24 protein-coding genes are annotated in these 23,722 nt (G+C 65.0%); 11 read left to right on the forward strand and 13 right to left on the reverse strand.

Annotated elements, in window-relative coordinates:
- Nucleotides 1–8: 8 nt before the first annotated feature.
- Entirely contained in the window at nt 9–863 is an 855-nt protein-coding gene (locus tag QCE49_RS25455; protein ID WP_250457926.1) for a class I SAM-dependent methyltransferase, read from the reverse strand.
- A gap of 153 nt (nt 864–1,016) precedes the next feature.
- On the opposite strand from QCE49_RS25455, the gene QCE49_RS25460 reads away from it, so the two are divergent.
- Nucleotides 1,017–2,030: an AraC family transcriptional regulator gene (locus tag QCE49_RS25460; RefSeq protein ID WP_250436292.1), complete on the forward strand. Its 1,014-nt coding sequence runs from the start codon at nt 1,017–1,019 to the stop codon at nt 2,028–2,030.
- A 36-nt stretch (nt 2,031–2,066) separates the two neighbouring features.
- On the forward strand, nt 2,067–2,951 hold the full coding sequence (locus tag QCE49_RS25465; protein ID WP_250457928.1) for a bifunctional helix-turn-helix transcriptional regulator/GNAT family N-acetyltransferase: 885 nt from the start codon (nt 2,067–2,069) through the stop codon (nt 2,949–2,951).
- On the opposite strand, the gene QCE49_RS25470 is transcribed toward QCE49_RS25465, so the two are convergent.
- Both QCE49_RS25470 and QCE49_RS25475 read right to left on the reverse strand, forming a co-directional pair.
- Nucleotides 2,902–3,861, reverse strand: a complete 960-nt coding sequence (locus QCE49_RS25470) for a LysR family transcriptional regulator (protein WP_008354235.1) — start codon at nt 3,859–3,861, stop codon at nt 2,902–2,904. The two genes, QCE49_RS25465 and QCE49_RS25470, sit on opposite strands and share 50 nt — an antisense overlap.
- A 99-nt stretch (nt 3,862–3,960) precedes the next feature.
- Complete coding sequence (locus tag QCE49_RS25475) at nt 3,961–5,370, reverse strand: MFS transporter (RefSeq protein ID WP_008354237.1); 1,410 nt, start codon at nt 5,368–5,370, stop codon at nt 3,961–3,963.
- Nucleotides 5,371–5,637: 267 nt separating this feature from the next.
- Between QCE49_RS25475 and QCE49_RS25480 the strand changes: the two genes are divergently transcribed.
- A complete protein-coding gene (locus QCE49_RS25480) occupies nt 5,638–6,405 on the forward strand; it encodes an IclR family transcriptional regulator C-terminal domain-containing protein (RefSeq protein WP_008354238.1) in 768 nt (255 codons plus the stop codon).
- Between the two features lie 236 nt (nt 6,406–6,641).
- Nucleotides 6,642–6,785, forward strand: a complete 144-nt coding sequence (locus QCE49_RS25485; RefSeq protein ID WP_160172899.1) for a hypothetical protein — start codon at nt 6,642–6,644, stop codon at nt 6,783–6,785.
- 11 nt (nt 6,786–6,796) lie between these two features.
- Here QCE49_RS25485 and QCE49_RS25490 read toward each other — a convergent pair whose 3' ends face one another.
- Together QCE49_RS25490 and QCE49_RS25495 are read right to left on the reverse strand one after the other, a co-directional pair.
- Nucleotides 6,797–7,468 (reverse strand): hypothetical protein, encoded by a 672-nt coding sequence (locus QCE49_RS25490; RefSeq protein WP_008354239.1) that lies wholly within the window; start codon nt 7,466–7,468, stop codon nt 6,797–6,799.
- Nucleotides 7,468–7,950, reverse strand: coding sequence for a glycoside hydrolase family 108 protein (locus QCE49_RS25495; RefSeq protein ID WP_008354240.1), 483 nt, complete (start codon nt 7,948–7,950; stop codon nt 7,468–7,470). The genes QCE49_RS25490 and QCE49_RS25495 overlap by 1 nt, the downstream gene beginning before the upstream one ends.
- Between QCE49_RS25495 and QCE49_RS25500 the strand changes: the two genes are divergently transcribed.
- From QCE49_RS25500 to QCE49_RS25515, 4 genes are read left to right on the forward strand one after another with little or no spacing between them, the layout of a single operon-like run.
- Nucleotides 7,949–8,347, forward strand: coding sequence for a hypothetical protein (locus tag QCE49_RS25500; RefSeq protein ID WP_250457930.1), 399 nt, complete (start codon nt 7,949–7,951; stop codon nt 8,345–8,347). The genes QCE49_RS25495 and QCE49_RS25500 overlap by 2 nt on opposite strands.
- 4 nt (nt 8,348–8,351) lie before the next feature.
- Nucleotides 8,352–8,738, forward strand: a complete 387-nt coding sequence (locus QCE49_RS25505; RefSeq protein WP_008354241.1) for a TerB family tellurite resistance protein — start codon at nt 8,352–8,354, stop codon at nt 8,736–8,738.
- Between the two features lie 30 nt (nt 8,739–8,768).
- A complete protein-coding gene (locus tag QCE49_RS25510) occupies nt 8,769–9,356 on the forward strand; it encodes a universal stress protein (protein WP_250457931.1) in 588 nt (195 codons plus the stop codon).
- Nucleotides 9,314–10,930, forward strand: coding sequence for an alkaline phosphatase (locus tag QCE49_RS25515; RefSeq protein WP_250457932.1), 1,617 nt, complete (start codon nt 9,314–9,316; stop codon nt 10,928–10,930). The genes QCE49_RS25510 and QCE49_RS25515 overlap by 43 nt, the downstream gene beginning before the upstream one ends.
- 7 nt (nt 10,931–10,937) lie before the next feature.
- Here the strand turns inward: QCE49_RS25515 and wrbA are convergent, their stop codons facing one another.
- On the reverse strand, nt 10,938–11,540 hold the full coding sequence (gene wrbA / locus QCE49_RS25520; protein WP_008354244.1) for an NAD(P)H:quinone oxidoreductase: 603 nt from the start codon (nt 11,538–11,540) through the stop codon (nt 10,938–10,940).
- A 159-nt stretch (nt 11,541–11,699) separates the two neighbouring features.
- Between wrbA and QCE49_RS25525 the strand changes: the two genes are divergently transcribed.
- Complete coding sequence (locus tag QCE49_RS25525; protein WP_175982348.1) at nt 11,700–12,338, forward strand: LysE family translocator; 639 nt, start codon at nt 11,700–11,702, stop codon at nt 12,336–12,338.
- A gap of 88 nt (nt 12,339–12,426) precedes the next feature.
- On the forward strand, nt 12,427–13,713 hold the full coding sequence (locus tag QCE49_RS25530) for an FUSC family protein (protein WP_175982347.1): 1,287 nt from the start codon (nt 12,427–12,429) through the stop codon (nt 13,711–13,713).
- A gap of 1 nt (nt 13,714) precedes the next feature.
- On the opposite strand, the gene zwf is transcribed toward QCE49_RS25530, so the two are convergent.
- From zwf to QCE49_RS25555, 5 genes are all read right to left on the reverse strand, one after another.
- Nucleotides 13,715–15,190 (reverse strand): glucose-6-phosphate dehydrogenase, encoded by a 1,476-nt coding sequence (gene zwf / locus QCE49_RS25535; protein ID WP_033535836.1) that lies wholly within the window; start codon nt 15,188–15,190, stop codon nt 13,715–13,717.
- Nucleotides 15,191–15,363: 173 nt separating this feature from the next.
- Nucleotides 15,364–16,263, reverse strand: coding sequence for a LysR family transcriptional regulator (locus QCE49_RS25540; protein ID WP_008354248.1), 900 nt, complete (start codon nt 16,261–16,263; stop codon nt 15,364–15,366).
- A 69-nt stretch (nt 16,264–16,332) separates the two neighbouring features.
- A complete protein-coding gene (locus tag QCE49_RS25545) occupies nt 16,333–18,417 on the reverse strand; it encodes a pyridoxamine 5'-phosphate oxidase family protein (protein WP_250457934.1) in 2,085 nt (694 codons plus the stop codon).
- Between the two features lie 61 nt (nt 18,418–18,478).
- The gene (locus QCE49_RS25550) at nt 18,479–19,108 is read right to left on the reverse strand and encodes a glutathione S-transferase family protein (RefSeq protein ID WP_008354250.1); all 630 of its coding nucleotides are present in this window, start codon (nt 19,106–19,108) and stop codon (nt 18,479–18,481) included.
- Between the two features lie 155 nt (nt 19,109–19,263).
- Complete coding sequence (locus tag QCE49_RS25555) at nt 19,264–19,566, reverse strand: hypothetical protein (protein WP_008354251.1); 303 nt, start codon at nt 19,564–19,566, stop codon at nt 19,264–19,266.
- Nucleotides 19,567–19,842: 276 nt separating this feature from the next.
- Between QCE49_RS25555 and QCE49_RS25560 the strand changes: the two genes are divergently transcribed.
- Nucleotides 19,843–21,831: an AI-2E family transporter gene (locus tag QCE49_RS25560; RefSeq protein WP_008354253.1), complete on the forward strand. Its 1,989-nt coding sequence runs from the start codon at nt 19,843–19,845 to the stop codon at nt 21,829–21,831.
- On the opposite strand, the gene QCE49_RS25565 is transcribed toward QCE49_RS25560, so the two are convergent.
- Together QCE49_RS25565 and QCE49_RS25570 are read right to left on the reverse strand one after the other, a co-directional pair.
- On the reverse strand, nt 21,828–22,061 hold the full coding sequence (locus QCE49_RS25565) for a hypothetical protein (protein WP_008354254.1): 234 nt from the start codon (nt 22,059–22,061) through the stop codon (nt 21,828–21,830). The genes QCE49_RS25560 and QCE49_RS25565 overlap by 4 nt on opposite strands.
- 44 nt (nt 22,062–22,105) lie before the next feature.
- Complete coding sequence (locus QCE49_RS25570) at nt 22,106–23,665, reverse strand: PAS domain-containing methyl-accepting chemotaxis protein (protein ID WP_250440827.1); 1,560 nt, start codon at nt 23,663–23,665, stop codon at nt 22,106–22,108.
- Between the last annotated feature and the right edge of the window lie 57 nt (nt 23,666–23,722).

Below are 23,722 nucleotides of genomic sequence, written 5' to 3' on the forward strand. Positions count from 1 at the left end.
GCATCTCGTCAACGCCTGACGATCACCACTTCCATGTATTCGCTCGGCACGACGAGCGAAGACGGTCCCGCAACATTGCAGCGTTCGAGCAGGCCGCCGATCTCGCGTTCGAGATCGGCCTGCTTCGCTGCATCGAGCGCCGCGAACGCGCGATGCACGGGCCCGTAGAAATCGCGGAACACCTGTATCCAGTGCGCCGGCGATTCATAGCGCATGTTGAAGTACTTGCGTACGCAACGAATATCAGCTGCCTCGGCGCCGAAGAGCGCGACGAGATGCGGCTCGGTGCCCCAAAGCGCGGGCGATTGCAGCCCCGCGGGCGGCGGCACGTAAGCGCCGATGGTCTTGAACAACTGGCCGATGAAACCCTCGGGCGTCCAGTTCGCCATGCCGATGCGTCCGCCGCTCTTCGCCACGCGCAGCATTTCGCTCGCCGAGCGCCTGTGATCCGGCGTGAACATCGCGCCGAATGTCGACAGCACCACATCGAAGCTGCCGTCGTCGAAGGGCAGGTTCTCGGCATCGGCGACCTCGAAGTCGATCGCGAGTCCTTCGGCTTGCGCGCGCGCACGGCCTTTTTCGAGCAGCGCCGGAACGTAATCGGTCGATGTCACGCGGGCAAAACGTCGCGCGGCGGCGAGCGTCGCATTGCCGTTGCCGGCGGCCATATCGAGCACGCGCTCGCCGGCGCGCACATCGATCGATTCGGCAAGCATCTCGCCGACGATCTGCAATGTCGTGCCGATCACCGCGAAGTCGCCACTCGCCCAGGTGGCTTGCTGGCGGGCCTTAATCGCGGCGAAATCGGGTTGCTGTGATTTGGCCGGCTCGTCGCAGACCGCGGATGTATTCAACGCATGCATGGTTCGTTCTCCAGTTCCGGATGATGTGTCGAGCGTCGCCCTGATAGCGGGCAGATGCAGTATCCCGTTACCATCGCTTCGACGCCTGTCCGCAAGTCGCCGCGAATTGTCCGTTCGTCCGCTTTGCGATGCTTACGATCACCGGGAGACGCCATGAGTCTCGACATCCTGTCCGACGTGCTGCGCACCGTGCGCTTGCGCGGCGCGCTGTTCTTTCACGTGAGCGGCAATCGAAGCTGGGCGGCCGAAGCGCCGCCCGCGCGCGACATCGCGAGCATCGTCATGCCGGATTGCGAGCATGTGATGGAGTATCACGTCGTGACGCACGGCAACTGCTGGGGCGCGCTCGTCGGCGAAGCGCCGGTGCGTCTTGCGAGCGGCGACATCATCGTGTTTCCGCACGGCGACGCGCATGTAATTTCGAGCGCGCCGGGCATTCGCGCCGAAGCGGATATCGATCCGTTCTCGATGAAGATCGATCAGCTGCCCTTCACGCTGACCTACGACGCGGTCGAGGCGCGCAACAATCGACGCCCCGACGACGCGTATGAAACGATGCTCGTATGCGGCTTTCTCGGCTGCGATCTGCGTCCGTTCAATCCGCTGATCGCGACGTTGCCGCGCCTCTTGCATCTGAAGGAATCGGGCGCGCAGGGCTGGATTAATCACTTCATGCAGCAGGCCGTCGTCGAATCGCGTCACAAGCGGCCGGGCGGCGAAGCGATGCTCGAACGCATGAGCGAGATGATGTTCGTCGATGCCGTGCGCCGTTACGTCGATGTACTGCCCGATGAAAGCCGCGGCTGGCTCGCGGGCCTGCGCGACCGATTCGTCGGGCGCGCGCTCGCCGTCATGCACGATGCGCCCGCGCACGAGTGGACCGTCGAAGAACTGGGCGAGCGCGTGGGCCTCTCGCGTTCGGCGTTGCACGAGCGCTTCAGCGAGATCATCGGCTTGCCGCCGATGCAGTACCTCGTCAACTGGCGCATGCAGGTCGCGGCCGGACTGCTGCGCAACACGAACGCGACGATCGCAGCGGTCGCGCAGGACGTCGGCTATGCATCCGAAGCGGCGTTCATTCGTGCGTTCAAGCGCCTCGTCGGCAAGCCGCCCGCGACGTGGCGCCGGGAGAAAACGCGCGTGGAAGCCGAGACCCAAGCACATTGATTGACGCCGGGCGATCCTCTGACTAGAGTCAGAGATATGATCCCGACCGACATCAGCCAGATTCGCAGCTTCAATCGCACCGTTGCCGAGGGCATCGGTGCGCTCAACGAGCATTTTCTCGGGCGCGGCCGTCCGATGGGCGAATCACGGCTCATCTGGGAAATCGGTGCGCAGGGCGTCGATCTTCGCGTGTTGCGCGAGCGTCTCGGTCTCGATTCGGGTTACGTGAGCCGCACGCTCGCCGCGCTGCAGCGACAAGGTCTCGTCGCGGTCGAGTCTCGTCCCGATGACCGCCGCGTGCGCCGCGCGAGCCTCACCGATGCGGGCTGCGCCGAACGTGAAGAACTCGAAAGGTTATCGGACGCGGTCGCGGGGGGCATGCTCGCGCCGTTGAACGATGCGCAGCGCAAGCGGCTGATCGCGGCGATGGCCGAAGTCGAGCGCTTGCTGCAACCTTCGCTGATGCGCTTCGCGATCGAAGACCCGACGAGCGAGGATGCGCAATGGTGCATCGACCAATACTTCGCGGAGTTGAACGCGCGCTTCGAAGCGGGCTTCGATCCGTCCGTCAGCCTGTCCGCCGATGCGCGCGAATTGACGGCGCCGCAGGGCGCGCTGATCGTTGCGAGGCTGCGCGGCGCGGCGATAGGCTGCGTCGCGCTCAAGTTCCACGGCGCGTCGCCGGCCGAGTTGAAGCGCATGTGGGTGAGCGCCGGCGCACGCGGACTCGGCGTCGGACGTCGGCTGCTCGAAGAGGCCGAACGGCTCGCGTCGAAGAACGGAGCGAAAGCCGTGCGTCTGGAGACGAACAAGGCGCTCGGGGAAGCGATCGGCCTGTATCGGCGATCCGGCTATGTCGAGGTCGCGCCGTTCAGCGACGAGGCTTACGCGCATCACTGGTTCGAGAAGAGTTTGCGTTGACGCCTCCCGTCAGCGCGATGACGAGATCGAGAAACGCGCGCGTCTTCGCCGGCGGATGATGCCGCGACGGATAAAACGCATACAGCGGAAAGCGCTCGTCGGGCCAGTCGGGGAAGAGGTCGATGAGCTTGGCATCGGCGATCAGATGTTCGTGACCCAGCAGCAGAATCTGCGCGACGCCATAGCCTGAGAGCAGCGTGCTCAGCATCGTGCCGGGATCGTTGAGCGTGAGACGGCCGTGCGTTTCCACCGTGATGCGCTTCTTCTTGCGATGAAACTCCCACGCGAACGGCCGTCCCGTTTCGGGATCGCGAAACTCGATGCACGTATGCGTGCCGTCTGCGAGCGCCTGCGGGGTAGCGGGCGTGCCGCATCGCTTGATATACGACGGCGCGGCGACGGTCCGCACCGGCGTATCGAGCAGCTTGCGCGCGACGAGACTCGAATCGCGCGGCTCGCCGAAGCGCACGGCGAGATCGAAACCATCCGCGATCATGTCGCCGAGACGGTCGCTCGTGATGAGTTCGAGTTGCAGATCGGGATGCGCCTTCAGAAACGCGTCGAGCTTCGGGCCGAGCAGAAGCCGCGAGAAGATCGGATCGACGTTCACGCGCAAGCGGCCGCGCACCGCCGTCGCGCCTTCGGATGCCGTGGCCGCCGCTTCCTCCAGTCCCGCGAGATGCGGCATGACGTGCTCGAAGAACCGCCGGCCATCGTCGGTGAGCGAAACGCTGCGCGTCGTGCGATCGAAAAGACGAATCTTCAGACGCGCTTCGAGACGCGCGATCGCGCGGCTCACGCCGGGCTGCGACATGCCGAGCCGATCGCTCGCCGCGGCGAACGTGCCTGCATCGACGATCGCAGCGAACACGCTGATGCCGTTGAGGATGCGTTCGTTGAAGCCGGCCATTCATGCCTCCGCGTCATGGATGAGAAGGCATTCATGTTATCGCGTCACGCAAAAAAACGGGCCCCGAAGGGCCCGGAAGATCACTCCAACACGGTCAACTTATGCGTGGTGCGCTTTCGCGACCTTGTCCACGGAGATCGAATCGGCGCGCAGGCGCTCGTATTCTTGCTGGCTCATCGGCACGGCGTCCTTCTTGCCGAGATCGCTCAGGCGGATGCGATACGTCTCACGCGCCGAGTAAGCCGCGATCGCCGCGATGATCGTCACGCCGAAGGCAATGGCGCCGACCGTCAGCGGAATGTTGTCCGACCCCGGCGGCGCAACGGCCGCGAAGAGTGCGGGCAACAGCGCGGTGATCGTCGTGCCGATGTTCTGCGAGATCGCCATCGCCGAAACGCGCGAACGGGTCGGGAAGAGTTCCGGATAGAAGCTCGGGAAGATCGCGTTATAGCCTTGATACACGACACCCCACATCAGCAGCGACATCAGGAACGCGAGCGGCACGCTATGGATGCTGATCGCGTAGAGATACGCGAAGGCCAGCAGACCGGAGATGAGCGAGCCGCCGATCATCATCGGGCGACGGCCGATCTTGTCCGACAGATTGCCGACGAACGGAATCACCAGCACCGCGACGATGTTGCCGACGACCGGAATCCACAGATACACGCTCTTGTGGAAGCCGATGCCGTAGGAAGACTGCACCGCATACGCCGCACCGAAGATCGTCGCGACCACGGGAATCACGTTCATCAGCGCCATGCAGACGACGCGGATCATGTCGGGCGTGCTGTTGGCGAACGCTTCCTTGATCGGCGACTTCGGCACACCGCCATGCGATTCCTCGGACGTGAACGCGGGCGTTTCATGCACTTCCTTACGGATGATGTAGCCCGCGACCAGCACGAAGGCCGACAGCAGGAACGGCACACGCCAGCCCCACGAGTTGAACATGTCTTCCGGCATGAACGTGGCGAGCGGCAGGAAAACGGCGGCCGCGAGAATCTGGCCGGCCTGCACGCCTTGCAGCGTGAAGCTCGCGTAGTAGCCGCGTCGGCCGAACGGCGCGTGCTCGAGAATCATCGAGCTTGCACCGGAGATTTCACCGGCCACCGCGAAGCCTTGAAGCAGGCGCAACACGACGAGCAGCGCGGGCGCGGCCATGCCGATCTGGTGATACGTCGGCAGCAGGCCGACAGCCATCGTCGAGATACCCATCAGGAACATGCAGACGAGCAGCACGTTCTTGCGGCCGTGCGTATCGCCCAGATGGCCGAGCACGAATGCGCCGATGGGACGCGCCACGTAGCCGACGCCGTAGGTCGCGAGCGACGCGATGATCGCCACCTTCGGATTGCCCGACGGGAAGAACAACTGCGGGAAAATGAGTGCAGCAGCCTGGGCGTAAATGAAGAAGTCGTAATACTCCAGCGCCGAGCCGATCCAGCCGCTCGCGGTCGCTTTTTTCGCCTGGCGGCCGCCGTGCGCGTCTTCCTTAGGGCTAGCCATAGAGATGTCTCCGAACAATGGGTTTATGGAGTTGAGCCTGGAATCTGGCCGAGCGGCGGAGCGTTTTGGTTTGTCGCAATACGCGCGCTCTGAAAGTGATTGGAGAATAAAAGCGCAACCCCTTTCGATCAACGATTTATGATAAATTTTGCGCGATTATCGCACGCGCGTGTCCGATAATCGATCACTTTGGGGGTTAGCACTAGCAATTGACTTTGATGGAGCGCCGAAACATCGGCCCATCCATAACTAAACAAGCATGCAAGCATGACTAAACCGGAACTCGACAAGCGCGACTGGATCGCCGGACTGGAGAAGGGACTGGCGATTCTCGAAGCCTTCGACGATCAGCACGCGCGCATGACGCCGACGCAAGCCGCGGCGCGCACCGGCCTCACGCGCACGGCGGCGCGGCGTTATCTGCTGACGCTTGCGCATCTCGGTTACGTGCAGACCGACGGCAAGCTCTTCAATCTCACGCCGCGCGTGCTGCGCATGGGCTGGTCGTATTTCGAGTCGGCGCGGCTGCCGCGGATTGTGCAGCCTTATCTGCAGCAATTGAGCGCGCTGATTCACGAGTCGGTGTATGTCAGCGTGCTCGATGACTGGGACCTCGTGATCATCGCGCGCAATGGTTCGACGCGCGTGATGACGACCGGCTTCGTGCTCGGCGCGCGCGTGCCGGCCGCGCTGATGTCGGGCGGCATCGCAATGCTCGCGTATATGGACGAGGCATCGGTGCGCGGCTGGCTCGAAGCGACCGAGTTCAAGCCCTTCACGCCGCTCACGATCACGAACAAGGAAAAGCTATACGAGAAGATCAGGCAGGCGCGCGTGGATGGCTACGTCGCGATCGAGCAGCAATTGCAGATGGGCGTGCGCGGCATCGCGGTGCCGATGAAGAACCGGCACGGCGAAGTGGTCGCGGCGTTGTCGGCGAACATGCCGATCGGAAAGGAAACCGCCGAGGCAGCGCTTGCCCGCGTGCTGCCGCCGTTGCAGGAGACGGCGTTGTCGATGTTGAACGTGATCTGACCGCGGCGAGATCGCGCAAAGGTGAGGATTTTCGGGAATGCGTGTCGAATGGCGCTCGCAGCCCTTGTTTAAAGGTAATTTCTGAATCGCCTATGACGCAAAGGTGAGCGTTTTCGGGATCAGACCGCATCATCCTCACTTTTACCTAATTCCCCAGCTCCACATTCCCCCCACGGTTGCAGCGACCAGCGTTCGCAACGCCAAGCGGATATCGACACAAGGAAAGGGGAATCGACATGACTCAGTTCGACGCGAAACGGCTTCTCAGTCTGTCGGCAGCAACGGTCGCCACCGCGCTTTCACTCGGAGTCGGCTCAGCGCCGGTTTATGCGCAGACATCGCCGGTCAACATGCGCGTTGCACGACCAACTGAGCTCTGACACGATGACGCTCACGACGCGCCCGTGAAGATCGGGCCTTGCCCGCCCGGCACGAATGCGCGATGCGCGCTATCGCCGTTCGCGCCCGACGCGGGCGCCGGATCGCGCAACGTCACCGCCGTTTCGGGCGTGATCGGCACGCTCGGTTGCGCGAGCAGTTCGGTCTTGCGCATCGAGCCCGCCGACGTCCCGAAGTAATACCCGATGATGCTGATCCACGCGGTCCCGAGCGCGCCGACCACGACGTTCACGAGATCGCGATTCGCCTCGGGCAACGCGCGCAACGCCATCAGCAGCAGAATGCCGAAGAAGCCGCCGGTCACGGCCATCGCGAGGAACTTGGGCACCCAGTCCCTGTTCGCGATGCCCATTGCGCGCGCATCGGCGCGGTCGCCCGCCGAGATGCGCGCCATGTCCGCTTCGAACGACAGACGCGCCTGCGCCGCCGCCACCACGAGTTGTTGCAACTGCAACGAGTTCGCGTTTTCGGCCTGGCTGATCTTGTCGAGCGCGGCGGGATCGTTGAGCGCGGTCGCGACGATATCCGGATCGTTAGGCGTCCCGAGCGCATGGGAGATGATCGCGGCCGCCGTGCTGACGCCAAGCCCGACGGGCCCGCCGATGAGACCCGCGAGAAGAGGCGCCTTCGCGCCGATGGTTGCCGCCACTTTCGACCAGTCCATCATGCTGCTCCCAAAAGAAGATTCGTCGCCATGCGCTCGGTCCAGCCGCGGCTGAACGTCGGCCATGCATGCAGGCCCTTCAGATAACGCAATCGATAGGCGATGAAGCGCAGGACGAAGCGCATCGGATCGGCGGCTTTCACGGCATCGACGGTATCGGGGCCGAACTTGCCGTCTTCCTTTGCGCCCGATGCCTTCTGCATCCACAGCACGACGAGCCCGCCGTTGTAGTTGGCATCGAAGATCTGGAACGCGACGCGCGGATCGAATTCGTCGAGATGCAGCGGGTCCCAGTACTTCTGCTTCGCGATGCGCTTCGCGAGATCGAGCGGCAAGTCCTTCATCGCGCCCGCATAGCCATAGCCGCGTGCGACGCGCGCCGTCACGCCCCACATCGTTTCGCCGCCCGGGTCCGCCGGATGGAATGAGTAGCCGCCTTCGCTGCCGATCAGCGCTTCGAAGGCGTCGTCGAAGCTGTTCATGTCGATCTCCTTGGCGCCTGCGCGTGCCGCCGGAACCATCGTCGCGGCGCCGGAAGAAACGGGCCGGCGCGCGAGGCGTCGGCCCGGTCGCGTCAAACAGTGGCAGGCAGTCATGACGCGACGGCAGGCCTTATGCATCCGCCATGCCAGTCGGTGCATCGCGCGCGCGAAAGCCTTGTGTGGCAAGGCGCACAGAACGGGAGTAGCAGGCGCGCGGAGATGCGAACTGTCGTGCCAAGGCCAACGCTTTTTCGGCGCCGCTGTGCGGCTCGCGCAGACATCGCACGCTCATTCGACGCTCATTGTCCGCGCCTACGATGCAAGGCATCCGGGCGGCGCGGTCCTGATCGAAACCATCGCACTGCCTTTCATTGACGACGTTTCATCGAAGGAGTAATGCCATGCGCCACTATCCATCGGACAGTCCTCGCGCGGCCGCGCGCATCGTCGTGATGTCGCTGATCGCGGACGGGCATATCGGCAGTGCGGAAATCGAAGCGCTCGAACGGCGCGGCTTCTATGCGCGGCTCGGGCTTCATGCGGGCGAGTTGCACGACGTCGTGCGCGAGGTTTGCGAGGATCTCACGCGATGCTCGTATCTCACATGGGACGACGTGTGCCGCGTCGACCCGCATGTCGTGCATCAGCTCGCGCAGGACGTATCCGACGAGCGCGTGCGACGCGATGTGCTCACGCTGTGCGAATCGGCGGTGGTCGCGGATGGCGTCATGAGTTGCACGGAAGCCGCCGTGATCGATGCAGTGAAGCGCGCGTGGCGCATGCACTGAACCGCGCGACACTCAACCGGAGACGACATCATGCAACAACACGTTCTCGTCGCAGTGGGACCGGATGGCAGCCATGCAGCGCTTGCGCTCGGCATCGCGCGGGCCCGCGAATGCAACGCGCGCCTCACGGCGCTTCATGTCGTGGACCGCGCGCCGTTCTGGGTGATATCGTCCGCGCAATACGACTTCGGCGTGGCGCTCGCGCAGGTCGACGACCTCGCGCGCGAAGTCGAGAAGCGCACGCTTCAGGCGATACGCGCATCGAGCATCAACGGCATGTGCGTGACGATGGACCTGCCGGGCGGCACGACGCTCGCGCGCACGATCGCGCAGGCGGCGCGCGAGTTCGACGCGGATCTCATCGTGATAGGCCGCGCGAAAGCCACGCACTGGCGTTTCTGGGAAGAACGCGTGGCCGATGCCGTGAGCCGCCACAGCAATCGCCGCGTGCTGATCGCATCGAACCGCGCGGGTAATGAAGCGAGCGTTGAAACAAAAGCGACACCGTTACGCTTTACCATCGTCGATTCGACGCAGCGCACAACCCCATCATTCAGTTCGAGAGGAAGCTCGCCATGCCGGATCGCATCATCAAACCGTCCCGACGCACCTTGCTGAAGGGCCTCGTTTCCGGCACGGGCCTCGCCCTGACAGGCGCGGGTCTCGCCGATGCCCTCGCGCAAGGCGTCGCGCCCGCCGTCGTCACCGCCGACAAGTTGCGTCCGCAACTACCCAGCGGCGTGATGAGCGGCGACGTCACCGCGACGAGCGGCATCGTCTGGAGCCGCACGGACCGGCCCGCGCGCATGATCGTCGAGTATTCGGCGAGCGAAAGCTTCAGGACGATTCAACGGCGCATCGGACCGGCCGCGCTCGAAAGCAGCGGTTTCACGGCGCGCGTCGATCTGACCGGCCTGCCGCCCGGCGCCGATGTGTTCTATCGCGTGCGCTTCGCCGATCTCGTCGATGGCAAAGCCTACAGCGAGCCGGTGACGGGACGTCTGCGCACGGCATCGATCGAAGCGGAGAAGCCGATCTGCTTCGTATTTTCCGGCGATGAAGCGGGGCAGGGCTGGGGCATCAACGAGCGCTTCGGCGGCTATCGCATCTATGAAGCGATGCGTCGCGAAGCGCCGGATTTCTTCATCCATCAGGGCGATCAGATCTATGCGGACAGCGTGATCGAACCGGAAGTGAAATTGCCCGACGGCACGATGTGGACGAACATCGTGACCGAAGGGAAGTCGCATGTCGCGCAGACGCTCGACGACTATCGCGCGGCGTTCGCCTATAACCAGCTCGATAAAAACAAGCGCCGCTTCGCAGCCGAAGTGCCGTTCCTCGTGCAATGGGACGATCACGAAGTGCGCAACAACTGGTATCCGGGACAAGTGATCGGCGAAGCGGAGAAGCGTTATCAGACGCGTTCGATCAACCTGCTCGAAGCGCGCGCGAAGCAGGCGATGTTCGAGTACAACCCGTATCGCATCAATCAGCTCGATCCGGAACAGGTGTATCGCGGCTTTCAGTTCGGGCCGCTGCTCGATGTGTTCATGCTCGACGAGCGTTCGTATCGCGGCGCGAACTCGCCGAACACGCAAACGCGTCTCGACGCGGATTCGGCATTTCTCGGCTCGCAGCAGACCGCGTGGCTGAAGGCATCGCTCAAGGCATCGCGCGCGACGTGGAAGGTGATTGCGAGCGACATGCCGATCTCGCTCGTCGTGCCCGATGCGAACCCCGATGTGCCCAAAGGCACCTTCGAGGCATGGGCCAACGCGGACAACGGCGCGCCGTCCGGCCGCGAACTGGAGCTTGCCGACATCCTGCGCTTCATCAAGCAGGAAGACATCAGGAACGTCGTGTGGATTACGGCGGACGTGCACTACGCGCAGGCGACGCACTACGATCCGTCGCGCGCGAAGTTCACGGAGTTCAAGCCGTTCTGGGAATTCGTCGGCGGGCCGATCAACGCGGGCACGTTCGGCCCGAACGATCTCGACATGACGTTCGGTCCCGAACTGCGCTATGTCAGCGTGCCGAAGGACAATCCGCAGAACCGTTCGCCCGCGGCCATGCAGCAGTTCTATGGCCGAGCGAAGATCGATCCCGCGAGCCGCGCGCTGACGGTCTCGCTGCACGACCTCAACGGCAAGTCGCTGTACGAAGTGAAGCTCGACGTCGAGGCGTGAGCGTCGCTTAAGCGGCGAGCTTCGCGGCCAGCTCGGCGACGTGCTTGCCCTGATAACGCGCGATATCGAGTTCGTTCTGCGATGGCTGACGGCTGCCGTCGGACGAAGCGAGCGTCGTCGCGCCGTAGGGCGTGCCGCCGGACACCTCGCTCATGTTCGTGAGTCCCGCGCACGCATACGGCACGCCGACGATCACCATGCCGTGATGCAGCAGCGTCGTATGGAACGATGTGATCGTGGTTTCCTGTCCGCCGTGTTGCGAAGCCGTCGATGAAAACACGCTGCCGATCTTGCCGACGAGCGCGCCTTTCACCCAGAGCCCGCCCGTCTGATCGAGAAACGTGCGCATCTGGCCGGCCATGTTGCCGAAGCGCGTCGGCGTGCCGAAGATGATCGCGTCGTAGTCGGCGAGTTCGTCGACGGTCGCGACCGGCGCCTGCTGATCGAGCTTCACGCCGATCTTCGCGGCCTGATCGGCGGGAATCGTTTCGGGCACGCGTTTGAGCGTGACTTCCGTGCCCGCGACGCCGCGCGCGCCTTCGGCTATCGCTTGCGCCATCGTTTCTACGTGGCCGTACATCGAATAATAGAGAACCAGTACTTTCGCCATGATGTGTCCTTGTGAGAGGGGCTTGTGCGCATTCAAAGATAGCACCGGCGAGTGCGTGCGCAAGGAACTGGCCTGCCCGCAAAAATGCGAAGCGTTCATGGACGCGCGCGTCTGCCTTCGACGACACTGCCCGAAACCCGAACCGGAGACGCACACGCCATGAACGGCCACGCCTTGCTCAGCGCGAATCTGCTCATCGCTTATTCGGCGTATTTCGTCGGCACCGCGAGTCCCGGGCCGAGCAATCTCGCGATCATGTCGATCGCGAGCACGTCCGGGCGGCGCGCGGCCTTCGCGTTCGCGGCGGGCGTGATGTCCGGCTCCTTCTTCTGGGCGATGCTCGCCGCGCTCGGCCTCTCCGCCGCGCTGACGGCGTACTCGGGCTTTCTCGTCGGCGTGAAGATCTGCGGCGGGCTGTATCTGTTGTGGCTCGCGTTCAAGTCGGGACGCGCGGCGTTGAAGCCGCCGCTGCGCGCTTCGTCGGCGGATGCGCAAGGGCAGAGCGCGCGCAGGCTCTACGCGCGCGGCGCACTTCTGCATCTCACGAATCCGAAAGCGATTCTCGTGTGGATGTCCGTGGCGGCGCTCGGATCGTCGGCGGGGGAAGGGCCGGGACACATGCTCGTCGTCGTCGCGGGGTGCCTCTGCATCGGCGTATGCGTGTTCGGCGGCTATGCCGCGCTCTTCTCGATGGCCTCCGCGCGGCGCATGTACAAACGCATCCAGCGCGGCCTCGATGCATGTCTCGCGCTCGTGTTCGGCGCGGCGGGCCTGCGTCTGCTCACTTCGCGCGTGTAGCGGATTTGCCGCACTTTCGCGGTTCGGCTTTGCATCCGGACGATCGGCGGCTACGCTCAAGCCAGACGTCCGAACAATCGCGAGAACGATGCCGACCGACGATTCTTCCCGAAGCGCCCGCCCGATCCCGCACGAAACCGCCGCAGCCGCGTTCGTCCACATCGTCCGCGACGCCTTCGCCGCGCTCGGGCGCGAACTCGTCGCGATCAGGCCGACGCCCGCCCGTGCGCTCTTCGCCACGCAGGCGATGCTTTCCGTCGGACTTGCCGTCGCGCTCGCCTACGCTTTCCATTTGAGCAACATCTGGTGGGCCGCGATCAGCGGCTTCGCGGTGATGCAGTCGAAATTCTCGGCGTGCGCGCAACGCGGCGTGCATCGCGTGGTCGGGACGATCGCCGGCGCGCTGATCGGCGCGGTCGCCGGGCCGATCATCGGCGACGTGCCGTGGCTCTTCGTGCCGCTGCTCGGGGCGATCGTCGGGATGTCGGTGTATCGGGCGCTCGTTTCCGATGCGGGCTACGCGTGGGTGCTCGGCGGCGTGACCTCGCTCATGGTCACGTTCGAGGCGCATCGGCTCGAATCCGCGGCGGCGACGGCGTCGTTTGCGCTCTTGCGCGTCGCCGAAGTGATGGTCGGGACGGCCGCGTGCGTGGCCGTGTCGGCGCTTGTGCATGCGGGCGTGCAGCACTATCGCAAGTCGCGCGGCGCGCCGCCGGTGCCGCGCGCGCAGGCGGCATCCACCGTGGATCGCGTCGATGGCGTCAACGCGCAAACCGTCACCGTCATTCCTTCCGATGCCGCCCGCGCCGTGCAGGCGCTCGACGCGACGCACCTCGCGCGCGCCGAGCAGACCGCGCTCGCGATGCGCAAGCGGCTCGCGTGGCAAGGCGCATGGTCGGTGATGATCCTCGCGGCGATCGCGTATGCGTGGAATCTGCCGGGCTTCGCGCAGGCGATGGTGACGGCGGTTGCCGTGCTGATCTTGCCGACATCGGCGCTCGGCAAGCCGACGCGAAAGCCGATCGCCGAGCGCATGATTCAGCGTTTCATCGGCTGTCTGCTGGCGGGCGCGGCGAGTCTCGCGCTGTTGCCGCTACTCGGCGACAACGCGTTCGCCTGCATGATCGCGCTATGCGTGGGCGTGTGGATCGGCTGTCATGTGCAGACGGGCACGCAGGGCGCGAGCTATGTCGGACGGCAGTTCAGCATCGCGTTCATCATGGTGTTCGTGCAGGACCACCATTGGTCGTCGGACCCGATGCCCGCGCTGATGCGGCTCGAAGGCATTCTCGCGGGCATCGTGGTGTTGTCCGCGGTGATGGCCGCGGGCGCGGCGTGGGCCTCGAAACGGGGGCCGCACGCCGCGATGCGGTGAATCAGGCTTCTTCCGCCCAGGCGAGATTCTCGCGCGCCATCAACGCGCTCGAAGCGGCCGGGCCGAACGTTCCCGCCGTATAACCGCGCGGACGGTCGCCGAGTTCCTTCCAGCCGTTGAGAATCGGCTCCACCCAGGTCCATGCGGCTTCCAGTTCGTCGCGCCGCATGAAGTGCGTGAGGCGGCCGCGAATCACGTCGATGAGCAAGCGCTCGTACGCTTCCGCGCGCCGCTGCGTCATGGCCTGCTGCAGGTCGAGATTGAGCGTGACGGGCTGCATGTGCATGCCGCTGCCGGGTTCCTTCGCCATCATCTGGAGTTGGATCGATTCTTCCGGCTGCAGCGTGATCGTCAGGCGGTTGCCGTAATGACGCGGGCCTTCGGGGATGATCGAGAACGGCAGGTCCGCGAAGTCGATGACGATCTCCGAGCGGCGATTCTGCATGCGCTTGCCCGTGCGCAGGAAGAACGGCACGTTGGCCCAGCGCCAGTTGTTGATATGCGCGCGCAGCGCCACGAAGGTTTCCGCGCGGCTGTCGGCGGGCACGTTCTGCTCTTCGAGATAACCCTTCACCGCCTCGCCGCCGACCGCGCCCGCCGTGTACTGGCCGCGCACGGTGTCGCGTGCGATATCGGCGACGGTCATCGGCCGCAGCGACTTCAGCACCTTCAGCTTTTCGTCGCGCACGGCGTCCGGATCGAGCGAGACGGGCGGCTCCATCGCGACAATGCAAAGCAGTTGCAGCAAGTGGTTCTGCACCATGTCGCGCAATGCGCCGGTGTGATCGTAGAAGCCCGCGCGGCTGCCGACGCCCACCGTCTCCGACACCGTGATCTGCACGCTCTTGATGTACGGCGCCTGCCACAGCGGGCCGAAGATCGCGTTGCCGAAGCGCAGCACCATCAGGTTCTGCACGGTTTCCTTGCCGAGATAATGGTCGATGCGATAGATCTGCTCTTCCTTGAAGTGCTTGCCGACCGCATCGTTGATGGCGCGCGCCGATGCGAGATCGTGGCCGAGCGGCTTTTCAAGCACGACGCGGGCGTTTTCGTCGAGAATGCCGGCGTTATCGAGGTTGGTGCAGATCGTCACGAACAGTTCCGGCGACGTCGACAGATACAGCACGCGCTGCGAGCCAGGACGCACGGCCTGTGCGAGACGCTCGAAATCGCCGGGATTCTCGACGTCGATGCGCACGTAATCGAAGAGCGCGAGAAATTTGTCCCACGACTGGGCATCGAAAACCTTGGAATCGATGAAAGGGCGCGCCTGCTCTTCCATGAAATTCTTGAGGTAATCCTCGCGCGTCCAGTCCTTGCGGCCGATGGCGAGAATGCGCGTGTCCGCGGGCAGGTTGCAGTGCGTGTGCGCCATGTAGAGCGCCGGCAGCAGCTTGCGCGCCGCCAGGTCTCCGCCGCCGCCGAAGATGATCATGTCGAGCGGGCGTTCATTCACGGGAGAAGTTGGATTCGTCATGGTGCGTGAGCCGGTAAGGGTCAGATAAGCCGAAAGCGCGGCGATCGAAGCGATCGTTCGAGACAGCTATGTTGCATGTTTTGCCGGCATTTTGCACGGCAGTCGTGCTAACGGCCGTTCGATTCGGCGAGCGATGGACGATTTGTCACCGAAGACGTGTTTGTTTAACGCGCTCAGCGCAACGATTCGTTCGCGCGCAGCGTCGTCACGGCGAGGTCGAGAAATGCGCGGACTTTCTGCGTGACGTGACGCCCTTCGCGATGCACGAGATGGATCGGCAGGGGCGGCGTCTCGAACTCCGGCAGCACGATTGCGAGACGCCCGTCGGCAACGTGTTGCGCGATCTGATACGACAGGAGCCGCGCGATGCCGAAATCCGCGAGCGCGGCGGCGATGGCCGAGTCGTTGGTGGTCGTCGTCAGGCGAGGATGCGAGCGCACGAGAAACTGCCGCTCGCCGTCGGAGAGACGCCATTCCGGGGGCGTCGACGAACCCGTCGACGCAATCACGACATGCTCTGCGAGATCGTCCGGATGACGTGGCGTGCCGTGCTTCGCGAGATAAGCGGGCGAGGCGCACAGCACGCGCCGCACGCGCCCGACGTTGATCGCCTGCAACGACGAGTCCGGCAATTGCGCAATCCGCACCGCCACGTCGATGCCTTCATCGACGAGATTCACCACGCGATCGACGAACCAGCAGCTTGCGTCCGCTTCGGGATAACGGCCCAGATAATCGAGGACGATCGGCGTGACGTGCAGGCGGCCGAACATCACCGGCGCGGTGATCGAAAGCAGTCCGCGCGGCGAGGAATGCGTGCCGGTCGCGGAAAGTTCGGCGTTATCGATTTCGCCGAGAATGCGGCGGCAGTCCTCGAAATAGCCGCTGCCGGCGTCGGTGAGACGCACGACGCGTGTGGTGCGCGTGAGCAGGCGCACGCCGAGATGTTCTTCGAGTTCCGTCACGACGCGGCTCACGACCGACGGCGACACGTCGAGCTTGCGCGCCGCCGATGCGAAGCCGCCGGTTTCGACCACCGTGACGAAGGTCGTCATTGCCTGTAAACGGTCCATGGGAAAGCACGAGACATGCAGGCTTGAGATGCCGTGCATTCTCACGGATATGCGCGCGGGGCACAATCGTTACAGATCGAGTTCGAGCGTGTCTCCATCGGCGGCGGGCATCGCGCAGCAGATCAGCGCTTCGTCATCGCCGACATGAAACGCCGGCTCGCTTTCATACGACACCGCGCCTTTCGCGATGCGCGTCCGGCATGTGCCGCAAGTGCCGCCGCGGCAGTTGAACTCGGGCGACAGACCGCTCGCTTCGGCGAGTTCCAGCAAGGTGCCGCTGCCCGGCTGCCATTGCGCGCTCGCGCCCGACTTCAGGAATTCGATCTTCACGGACTCGGTCGCGGCGGGACGCATCGGCTTGACGTCGGCGCCGCGATCCGCCGTGCGCTTGAGCGCCGATGGACCGAACGCTTCCGCATGCACGCGCGCATCGGCGACATTGAGCGCGCGCAGGCCATCGTAGATCGACTGCATGAACGCGCCCGGCCCGCACAGATAGAAGTCGTAGTCGTTGAAGGGCAGACGGCTCGTCAGCAGATCGATGTCGATGCGCCCGGACACGTCGTAATCGCGGTCCATTTGCGCGCCGTTCGTGTCGCTGAGCACGCGGATCACGGTCACCGCGCCGCCCGCGCTCTGCGCGAGCGCATCGATTTCGCGCGAGAACGCGCGGCTCGCGAGCGAATGCGCCGACACGATCATCCACACCGGCCGCACGCGGCGCTTCCTCAAGCCTTCGTAGACGATGTGCCGCAACATCGCGAGCATCGGCGTGATGCCGACGCCCGCCGCCATCAGCACGGTGGGACGCTGCTCGAACGGATCGATCGTGAAGTCTCCGGCGGGCGCGCGCGCCTCGATGACGTCGCCCGCTTTCAGCGTGTCGTGCAGATGCGCCGACACGCGCCCGTCGCGCTTCACGCTGATGCGATACACGCCGTCCGACGGCGCGACCGACAGCGTGTACGTGCGAATCTGCGGTTTCGCCTCGCCCGGCAGCGTCACGCGCATCGGCAGATGCTGACCGGCCTTGTGCGGAACGATGCCCGCGCCATCGGCGGGTTCGAGATGGAACGAGCGGATCGCATCGCTCTCATCGACGATTCTGCTCACGCGAAACGCGCGCCACACGTTCGCGAGCGTGGACGCCTTCAGGCGCTCGGCCACTTGCGTCCAGTCGCCGGTCATCAGCGAATTGGGCGATGCGCCGTCGCTGCGCGCTTTCCATCGCAAGGGCAGCGCCTCGGCGCGATACACGATGCGGCGCGGCGTGAAGCGCCACAGCCGTTCCGCGCCCTGAAATGCGGCGGTTTCGGGCGAGTCGAGCAGCACTTCCGCGTCGCCCGCGAGCTGCAGCATGTCGCCGGTTTCGAAGTCCGCGAACACGAGTCCCGCGCGAGCGTTCACGAGAATGTTGCCGAGCGTGTTGAAGAAGAGATTGCCGGCGAAATCGGGAATCGTGAGCGAGCCGTCGTCCGACAGACGCACGAAACCCGGTTTGCCGCCGCGATGCGACACGTCCACTTGCCGATGCCCGTCCTCGCGATCGAAATACGACGCGACGAAGAACGTATCCGCGTTCGCGATCATCGCTTTTGCGCGCGGCGAAAGGGCGTCGGATTCGAGCGGCTCGACCGGCGACGGCAAGGAAGGATCGCGCACGAACTCGAAATCGCGCAACTGGATGTACTGCGGGCAATTGCCGAAGCTCTGTTCGACGGCCACGTCGAACGCGAGGTTCGCGCCATCGCGATGAATCACGCCGTTCATCCGATTGCGGCGGCGCGTGTGCATTTCGATGCCGAGCAGGCCGATCGACGCGCCATCGTGCATGCCGGCGTCGGCGGGATCGAGCGGATCGCGGGCGGGGCTCATCGACAGCGTTTTGGCATCGGTCGCGTGCATGAAGCCGGGATGCCCGGCGAGCAGCGTTGCCCACGGATCGCCGCGTTCATCGACGGAACCGGCCACGATGAACGGCAGTTGCCCGAAGAACTGGCGATGCTGATCCGGCATGTAATCGCGCACGACGCGCCGGCCGACGCCGTCCATGCGCTCGTCGACGCCGAAAGCCTTCTGAATGGCGAGTTCGCCGCGATGCCACGGCGAGGGCGTGGCGACCTGTTTGACATTGCCAAGCGCGGAAGCGGACATGATCGTATGCCTCTTCGATTCGGGCGCGGCGGCACGGCGCGAGCCGGCCGCCGCGCTCACTTTACGCCGCGAGACCCGCGGCCGTCTTTTGGAACGGAACGAAACCCTTCAGCGCTTCGACGCGCTTCAGCCACGCGTTCACGTTCGCGTAGGCGGAAAGGTCGACGTTGCCTTCGGGCGCGCTCGAGATATAGCTGTAGAGCGCGACATCCGCGATGGTCGGGTGCGCGGCGGCGGTCTCGTCGATATCGGCGATCCAGTCGCGATTCGCCAGTTCCGCGTCGAGCACCTTGAGGACGTTGTGCGCGCGGGCGATGACTTCGTTCGCGTCGAACTTCGCGCCGAACACGGTGATGAGACGCGCGGCGGCGGGACCGAACGCGATCTGCCCGGCCGCGACGGAGAGCCAGCGCTGCACGGCGGCGGCTTCGGCGGGCGTTTCGGGCAGCCACTTCGTGTTGCCGGCTTTTTTCGCGAGATAGACGAGGATCGCGTTCGAATCGGCGATGACCGTGTCGCCATCGACGAGCACGGGAATCTGGCCGAAGCGGTTCAGCTTCAGATAGTCGGGCGTCTTGTGCGCGGCGGCGGCGAGATCGACGAACGCTTCTTCGTGTTCGACGCCCAGCAGATTCAGGAAGAGACGCGCGCGGTGCGAGTGCCCGGACAGCGGATGGTGATAGATCTTCACGGCAGATTCCCTGATTCGGTTGATGGCCGGGAGACGTCCCGTCCTGTGAATCGAGTATCGGTTCTTGCCGCGATGAGGAGAATCCCGTCGATTTCAAATCACCATTCTCGAAACGAGAATGGTGAGCGCGCTTTCGGTGCGCGGACCCACGTCATTTATTCGCCGCGCGGCACGTTCGCCTTGTTGCCGGCGAGCGGCGAACCGTATCCGCCGCTGTTGGCGTTGTTCGGCAGGCCGTTGACGAGCTGCGCGCGCGGATCGCTCGGATTGAGATTGAGCTCGCCGGCCTGCGCGTTGCCGTGCGTCGGGTATTGACTGCCGAGCGGCGCGTTCGGCATGAGCTTGGTGCTGTTTTGCGGCGCGTACATGTCGGTTTCGGCGCTCGGATGAAGCTGCGCGAACGCCGATGTGACGGCGAATGCTGATATGACTACGACTGAAGCGCGGATCGCGTTCATGGCGGACTCCAATGCAGAGCGTGATTCAGTGTAGTCCGCGCGCCGGTGCATTGGCCGATCACCCTTCTTACAACCAGACCAGCGTTTGTTCCGGCGCGCTCGCCCCCGTATTGCCTCACCATTGAACCGATCGCAGCCGAATTTGAATCCCGGAGGCGCTCACCTTATTCGCGGCGAACGGCTTATCGACGGCACGCGTCTTGCATAATGCAACGTTGCTCCGGCCTGCGCACTGGCCGTTCCACGCCGACCACACACTAAAAGCGAGCCGTTTCCATGCCGCAAGCACCCGGGCCGCGCCGGCCACCCGCGAAGATCCTGCCGCCGGAAGCGCCCGGCGTGCGCGCGCTGGCGTCGCTCGTGACAGGCGTCATCGTCATTTGCGCGCTGTACTTCGGCCGCGCGGTGATGATCCCGATCATCCTCGCGATTCTGCTGAGCTTTCTGCTCGCGCCGTTCGTCGATTTCCTGCGGCGGCTGCGCTTCGGGCAAGTGCCTTCCGTGATCGTCGCCGTAGTGGTCGCGCTGTCGGTGCTGACGGCGGTCGGCGCGCTGATCGGCGCTCAGGTCGCGCAGCTCGCGGGCGATCTGCCGAAGTATCAGGTCGCCGTCGAGCGCAAGATCGATTCCGTGCAGAAGATGACTGTCGGCCGCGCCGATGAGTTTCTCGGCCGCGCATCGCGCGCGCTGAAGCGGATTTCGCCCGCGCGCGAGCAGGAGCCGAAGAACGAGGACAATCCGGCCGCTTCGCCGATCGACCAGCCGATGCCCGTCGAAGTGCACGAGCCCACGCCGACGCCGCTGGAACTCGCGCAGCGCTTTCTGTCGCCGATCATCAGTCCGCTGGAAACCACCGGCATCGTGCTCGTGGTCGCGGTGTTCATCCTGCTTCAGCGCGAAGATCTGCGCGACCGGCTGATACGGCTTTTCGGCTCGCGCGACCTGCATCGGGCGACCACCGCGATGGACGAAGCCGCGCGGCGCCTGTCGCGCTACTTCCTCGCGCAGCTCGGCATCAACGTGGGCGTGGGCATCGTCATTTCGATCGGGCTCGCGATCATCGGCGTGCCGGGCGCGCTGCTCTTCGGCGTGATGACCGCGCTTCTGCGCTTTGTGCCGTATGTCGGAACGTGGATCGCGGCGATCGTCGCGGTCGTGTTCGCGGCGGCCGTCGGTCCCGGCTGGGCGATGCTCGTGTGGACCATCGTGCTCTTCGGCGTGACGGACATCGTCGCGGGTCAAGTCGTCGAGCCGCTGCTGTACGGGCATAGCACGGGCCTGTCGCCGTTCGCGGTGATCGTCGCGGCGATTTTCTGGAGCTGGATCTGGGGGCCGATCGGCCTCGTGCTCTCGACGCCGCTCACGCTCTGCCTCGTGATTCTCGGCCGCCATGTCGATCGCCTCGAATTTCTCGACGTGCTGTTCGGCGACCGGCCCGCGCTCACGCCCGCCGAGAACTTCTATCAGCGCCTGCTCGCGAACGATCCCGACGAGGCGCTCGTGCAGGCCGAGACGTTGCTCAAGGAACGCTCTCTGATCGCGTATTACGACGATGTCGCGCTCGAAGGCTTGCGCTACGCGCATAACGACGTGCTGCGCGGCGTCGTCACGGCGGATCAGTTGCGGCGCATCAACGAGTCGGCGCTCGACATCATCGAAGGGCTGGAGGATGCGGAGGACACGGCCGTCACCGTCGCGCCGAAAGAGGACTTGCCCGCGAGTTTCGAATCGCCCGACGACGGGCCGCGCATCGCGCCCGAGACGCCGCCCGCGCGCTTCGATGCGCAGAAGGAAGGCCACACGGCGTCGGTGCTCTGCATCGCGGGGAGAAGCGAGCTCGACGATCTCGCGGCGACCATCGCCGTGCAGCTGTTTCGCAAGCACGGCCTGTACGCGGACCTCGCGGGCTACGAGCGCTTTTCGCGCGGACGCTTCGGCGAGGTCGATCTCGCCGGCGTGACGATCATCTGCGTCGTGTCGTTCGATGCCGCCGAGTCGCCGCCGTATCTGCGCAACCTGCTGCGGCGTCTGCATCAGCGCGCGCCGTCGGCGGAACTGATCGTCGGCTTGATCTTCCCCGAAAGTTCGCTGCAAGGCGAAGTGCTCGTGCGTACGAGTTCGGCGGCGGTGTCGTTCAGGGAGCTGGTCGAAGCGTGCGTGGCCGCCGCGCGCCGCCAGTCCGCCGACGGCGTGCCGTGGGCGGGCCTCAACGACGCCGGCGATGAAACCGCGCTGAACGGCCCGCGCGAGAACGTGGCGATTTAGCGGTTGCCGTCGAACAGATCGTTGAGCATGGTGTCGAAGGCGGCTTGCGCGTCTTCGAGTTCCTGAAGCGCGGCGTCGAAGGTCTGCAGCGCCATCTGCGAAGGCCGGCCGTCGCCTTCGGGCGGAAACTGCTTTTGCAGCGCCAGGAAAGCGGACTGAACCTGGCGCGTCGCGTTGACGATACGTTCCATCGCTCGCGCTTCTTCCGTGCGATTGTTCTCAGCGGTCATCGGAGACACTCCTCGTGGGCAATGTCCGATAGTACCAAGCGATCCTAAGCCTTCGCCACGGTAAAGAGGCGCACGGCTTCGTCGAGCACGACCGCGCGTTCCGCGAGGCGCTGCGCGGTGGCCGCCGCCTGCTCGACGAGCGCGGCGTTCTGCTGGGTCGAATCGTCGAGATGCGCGACCGCCTGATTCACCTGCGCGATGCCCTCGGCCTGCTCGCCGCTCGCCTTCGCGACTTCCATGATGATCGCCGATACGCGGTTCACCGCTTCGTCGATGGCGCGCATCTGGCTCGTCGTGCGCGCGACGAGGCTCGTGCCTTCCGCGATCTGCGCGACGCTCGTCGCGACGACGCCTTCGATTTCCTTCGCCGATGCCGCGCAGCGCTGCGCCAGATTGCGCACTTCGGTCGCGACGACCGCGAACGAGCGGCCCGCTTCGCCCGCGCGCGCCGCCTCGACGGCCGCGTTGAGCGCGAGGATGTTGGTCTGGAACGCGATGCCGTCGATGACATCGGTGATGTCCGCGATGCGCCGCGACGCCGCCGTGATGCCCGCCATCGTCTGCTCGACCTGGCTCGCGATGCGCCCGCCGTCGTCCGCCGCGGCCTGCGCTTCCTTGACGACTTCCAGCGCGCGCACGGTGGCGTCGGCGTTGCCTTGCACGGTCGTCGTGAGCTGATCCATCGTCGCGGCCGTCTGTTCGAGCGATGCCGCCTGCATCTCCGTGCGGCGCGACAAGTCCGTGTTGCCGCTCGAAATCTCGTTGGCGGCCTCGAGCATGCCGCCGATCTGGCCGCGCACGTCGAAGACGATCGCCGCGAGATTCGCCTTCAACTGCCCGAGCGCGCGCTGCACGTCGCCGAGATCGTCGTGACGCGCATCGGGCATGTCGGCGGTCAGATCGCCCGCGGCCATGCGCGCCGCGAAACCGGACATCGTGCGGACGGGCGCATCGACCTGACGCGAAAGCGCGAGCCAGCCCACGAAGCTCGCAACGGAACTCACGCCGAGCGCGATCCAGAAGGGCAGCGGCGGCGCGCCGCGCCATCCTGCCAGCGCCGCGACCAGCATGCTGACGGGCACGGCGGCGAAAGCCGTGGCGAGACGCGAACTCACCGGCAGGTTCGCGAGCGCCGCGAGCTTGCCCGCGATGCCGTTCTTCACGAGCGCGCCGCGCACGAGGCGTCGCGACGCGTTGCCGGCCTTGATCTGCGCGTAGAGCGCGGTGGCGTCGCGGACTTCATCGCGCGTCGGCTTCACGCGCACGGAGAGATAGCCGACGACCTTGCCGTGGTCCATCACCGGCGTGACGTTCGCGCGCACCCAGTAGTGATCGCCGTTCTTGCGGCGATTCTTGACGAGCGCGGTCCACGAGCGGCCGGCGCGCACGGTCGACCAGAGATCGGCGAACGCTTCGCGCGGCATGTCGGGATGCCGGATGAGGTTGTGCGGCTGGCCGACCAGCTCGTCGCGCGAGAAGCCCGACACCGACACGAAAGCCGGATTGCAGTACTGGATGTTGCCGGAAAGGTCGGTGGCGGAGACGAGCATCGCCGAGGCGGGGAATTCGAACTCTTGCTGGGTTACGGGCTGGTTATTGCGCATGGTGTCCTTGATTCTTCTTCGCGTCGCGCGCCGCTTTTCGAAGGCGGCGCGCGTCTT

Origin of the sequence: Caballeronia sp. LZ008 (genome assembly GCF_031451435.1) — a bacterium.
GTDB classification, from domain to species: Bacteria; Pseudomonadota; Gammaproteobacteria; order Burkholderiales; family Burkholderiaceae; genus Caballeronia; species Caballeronia zhejiangensis.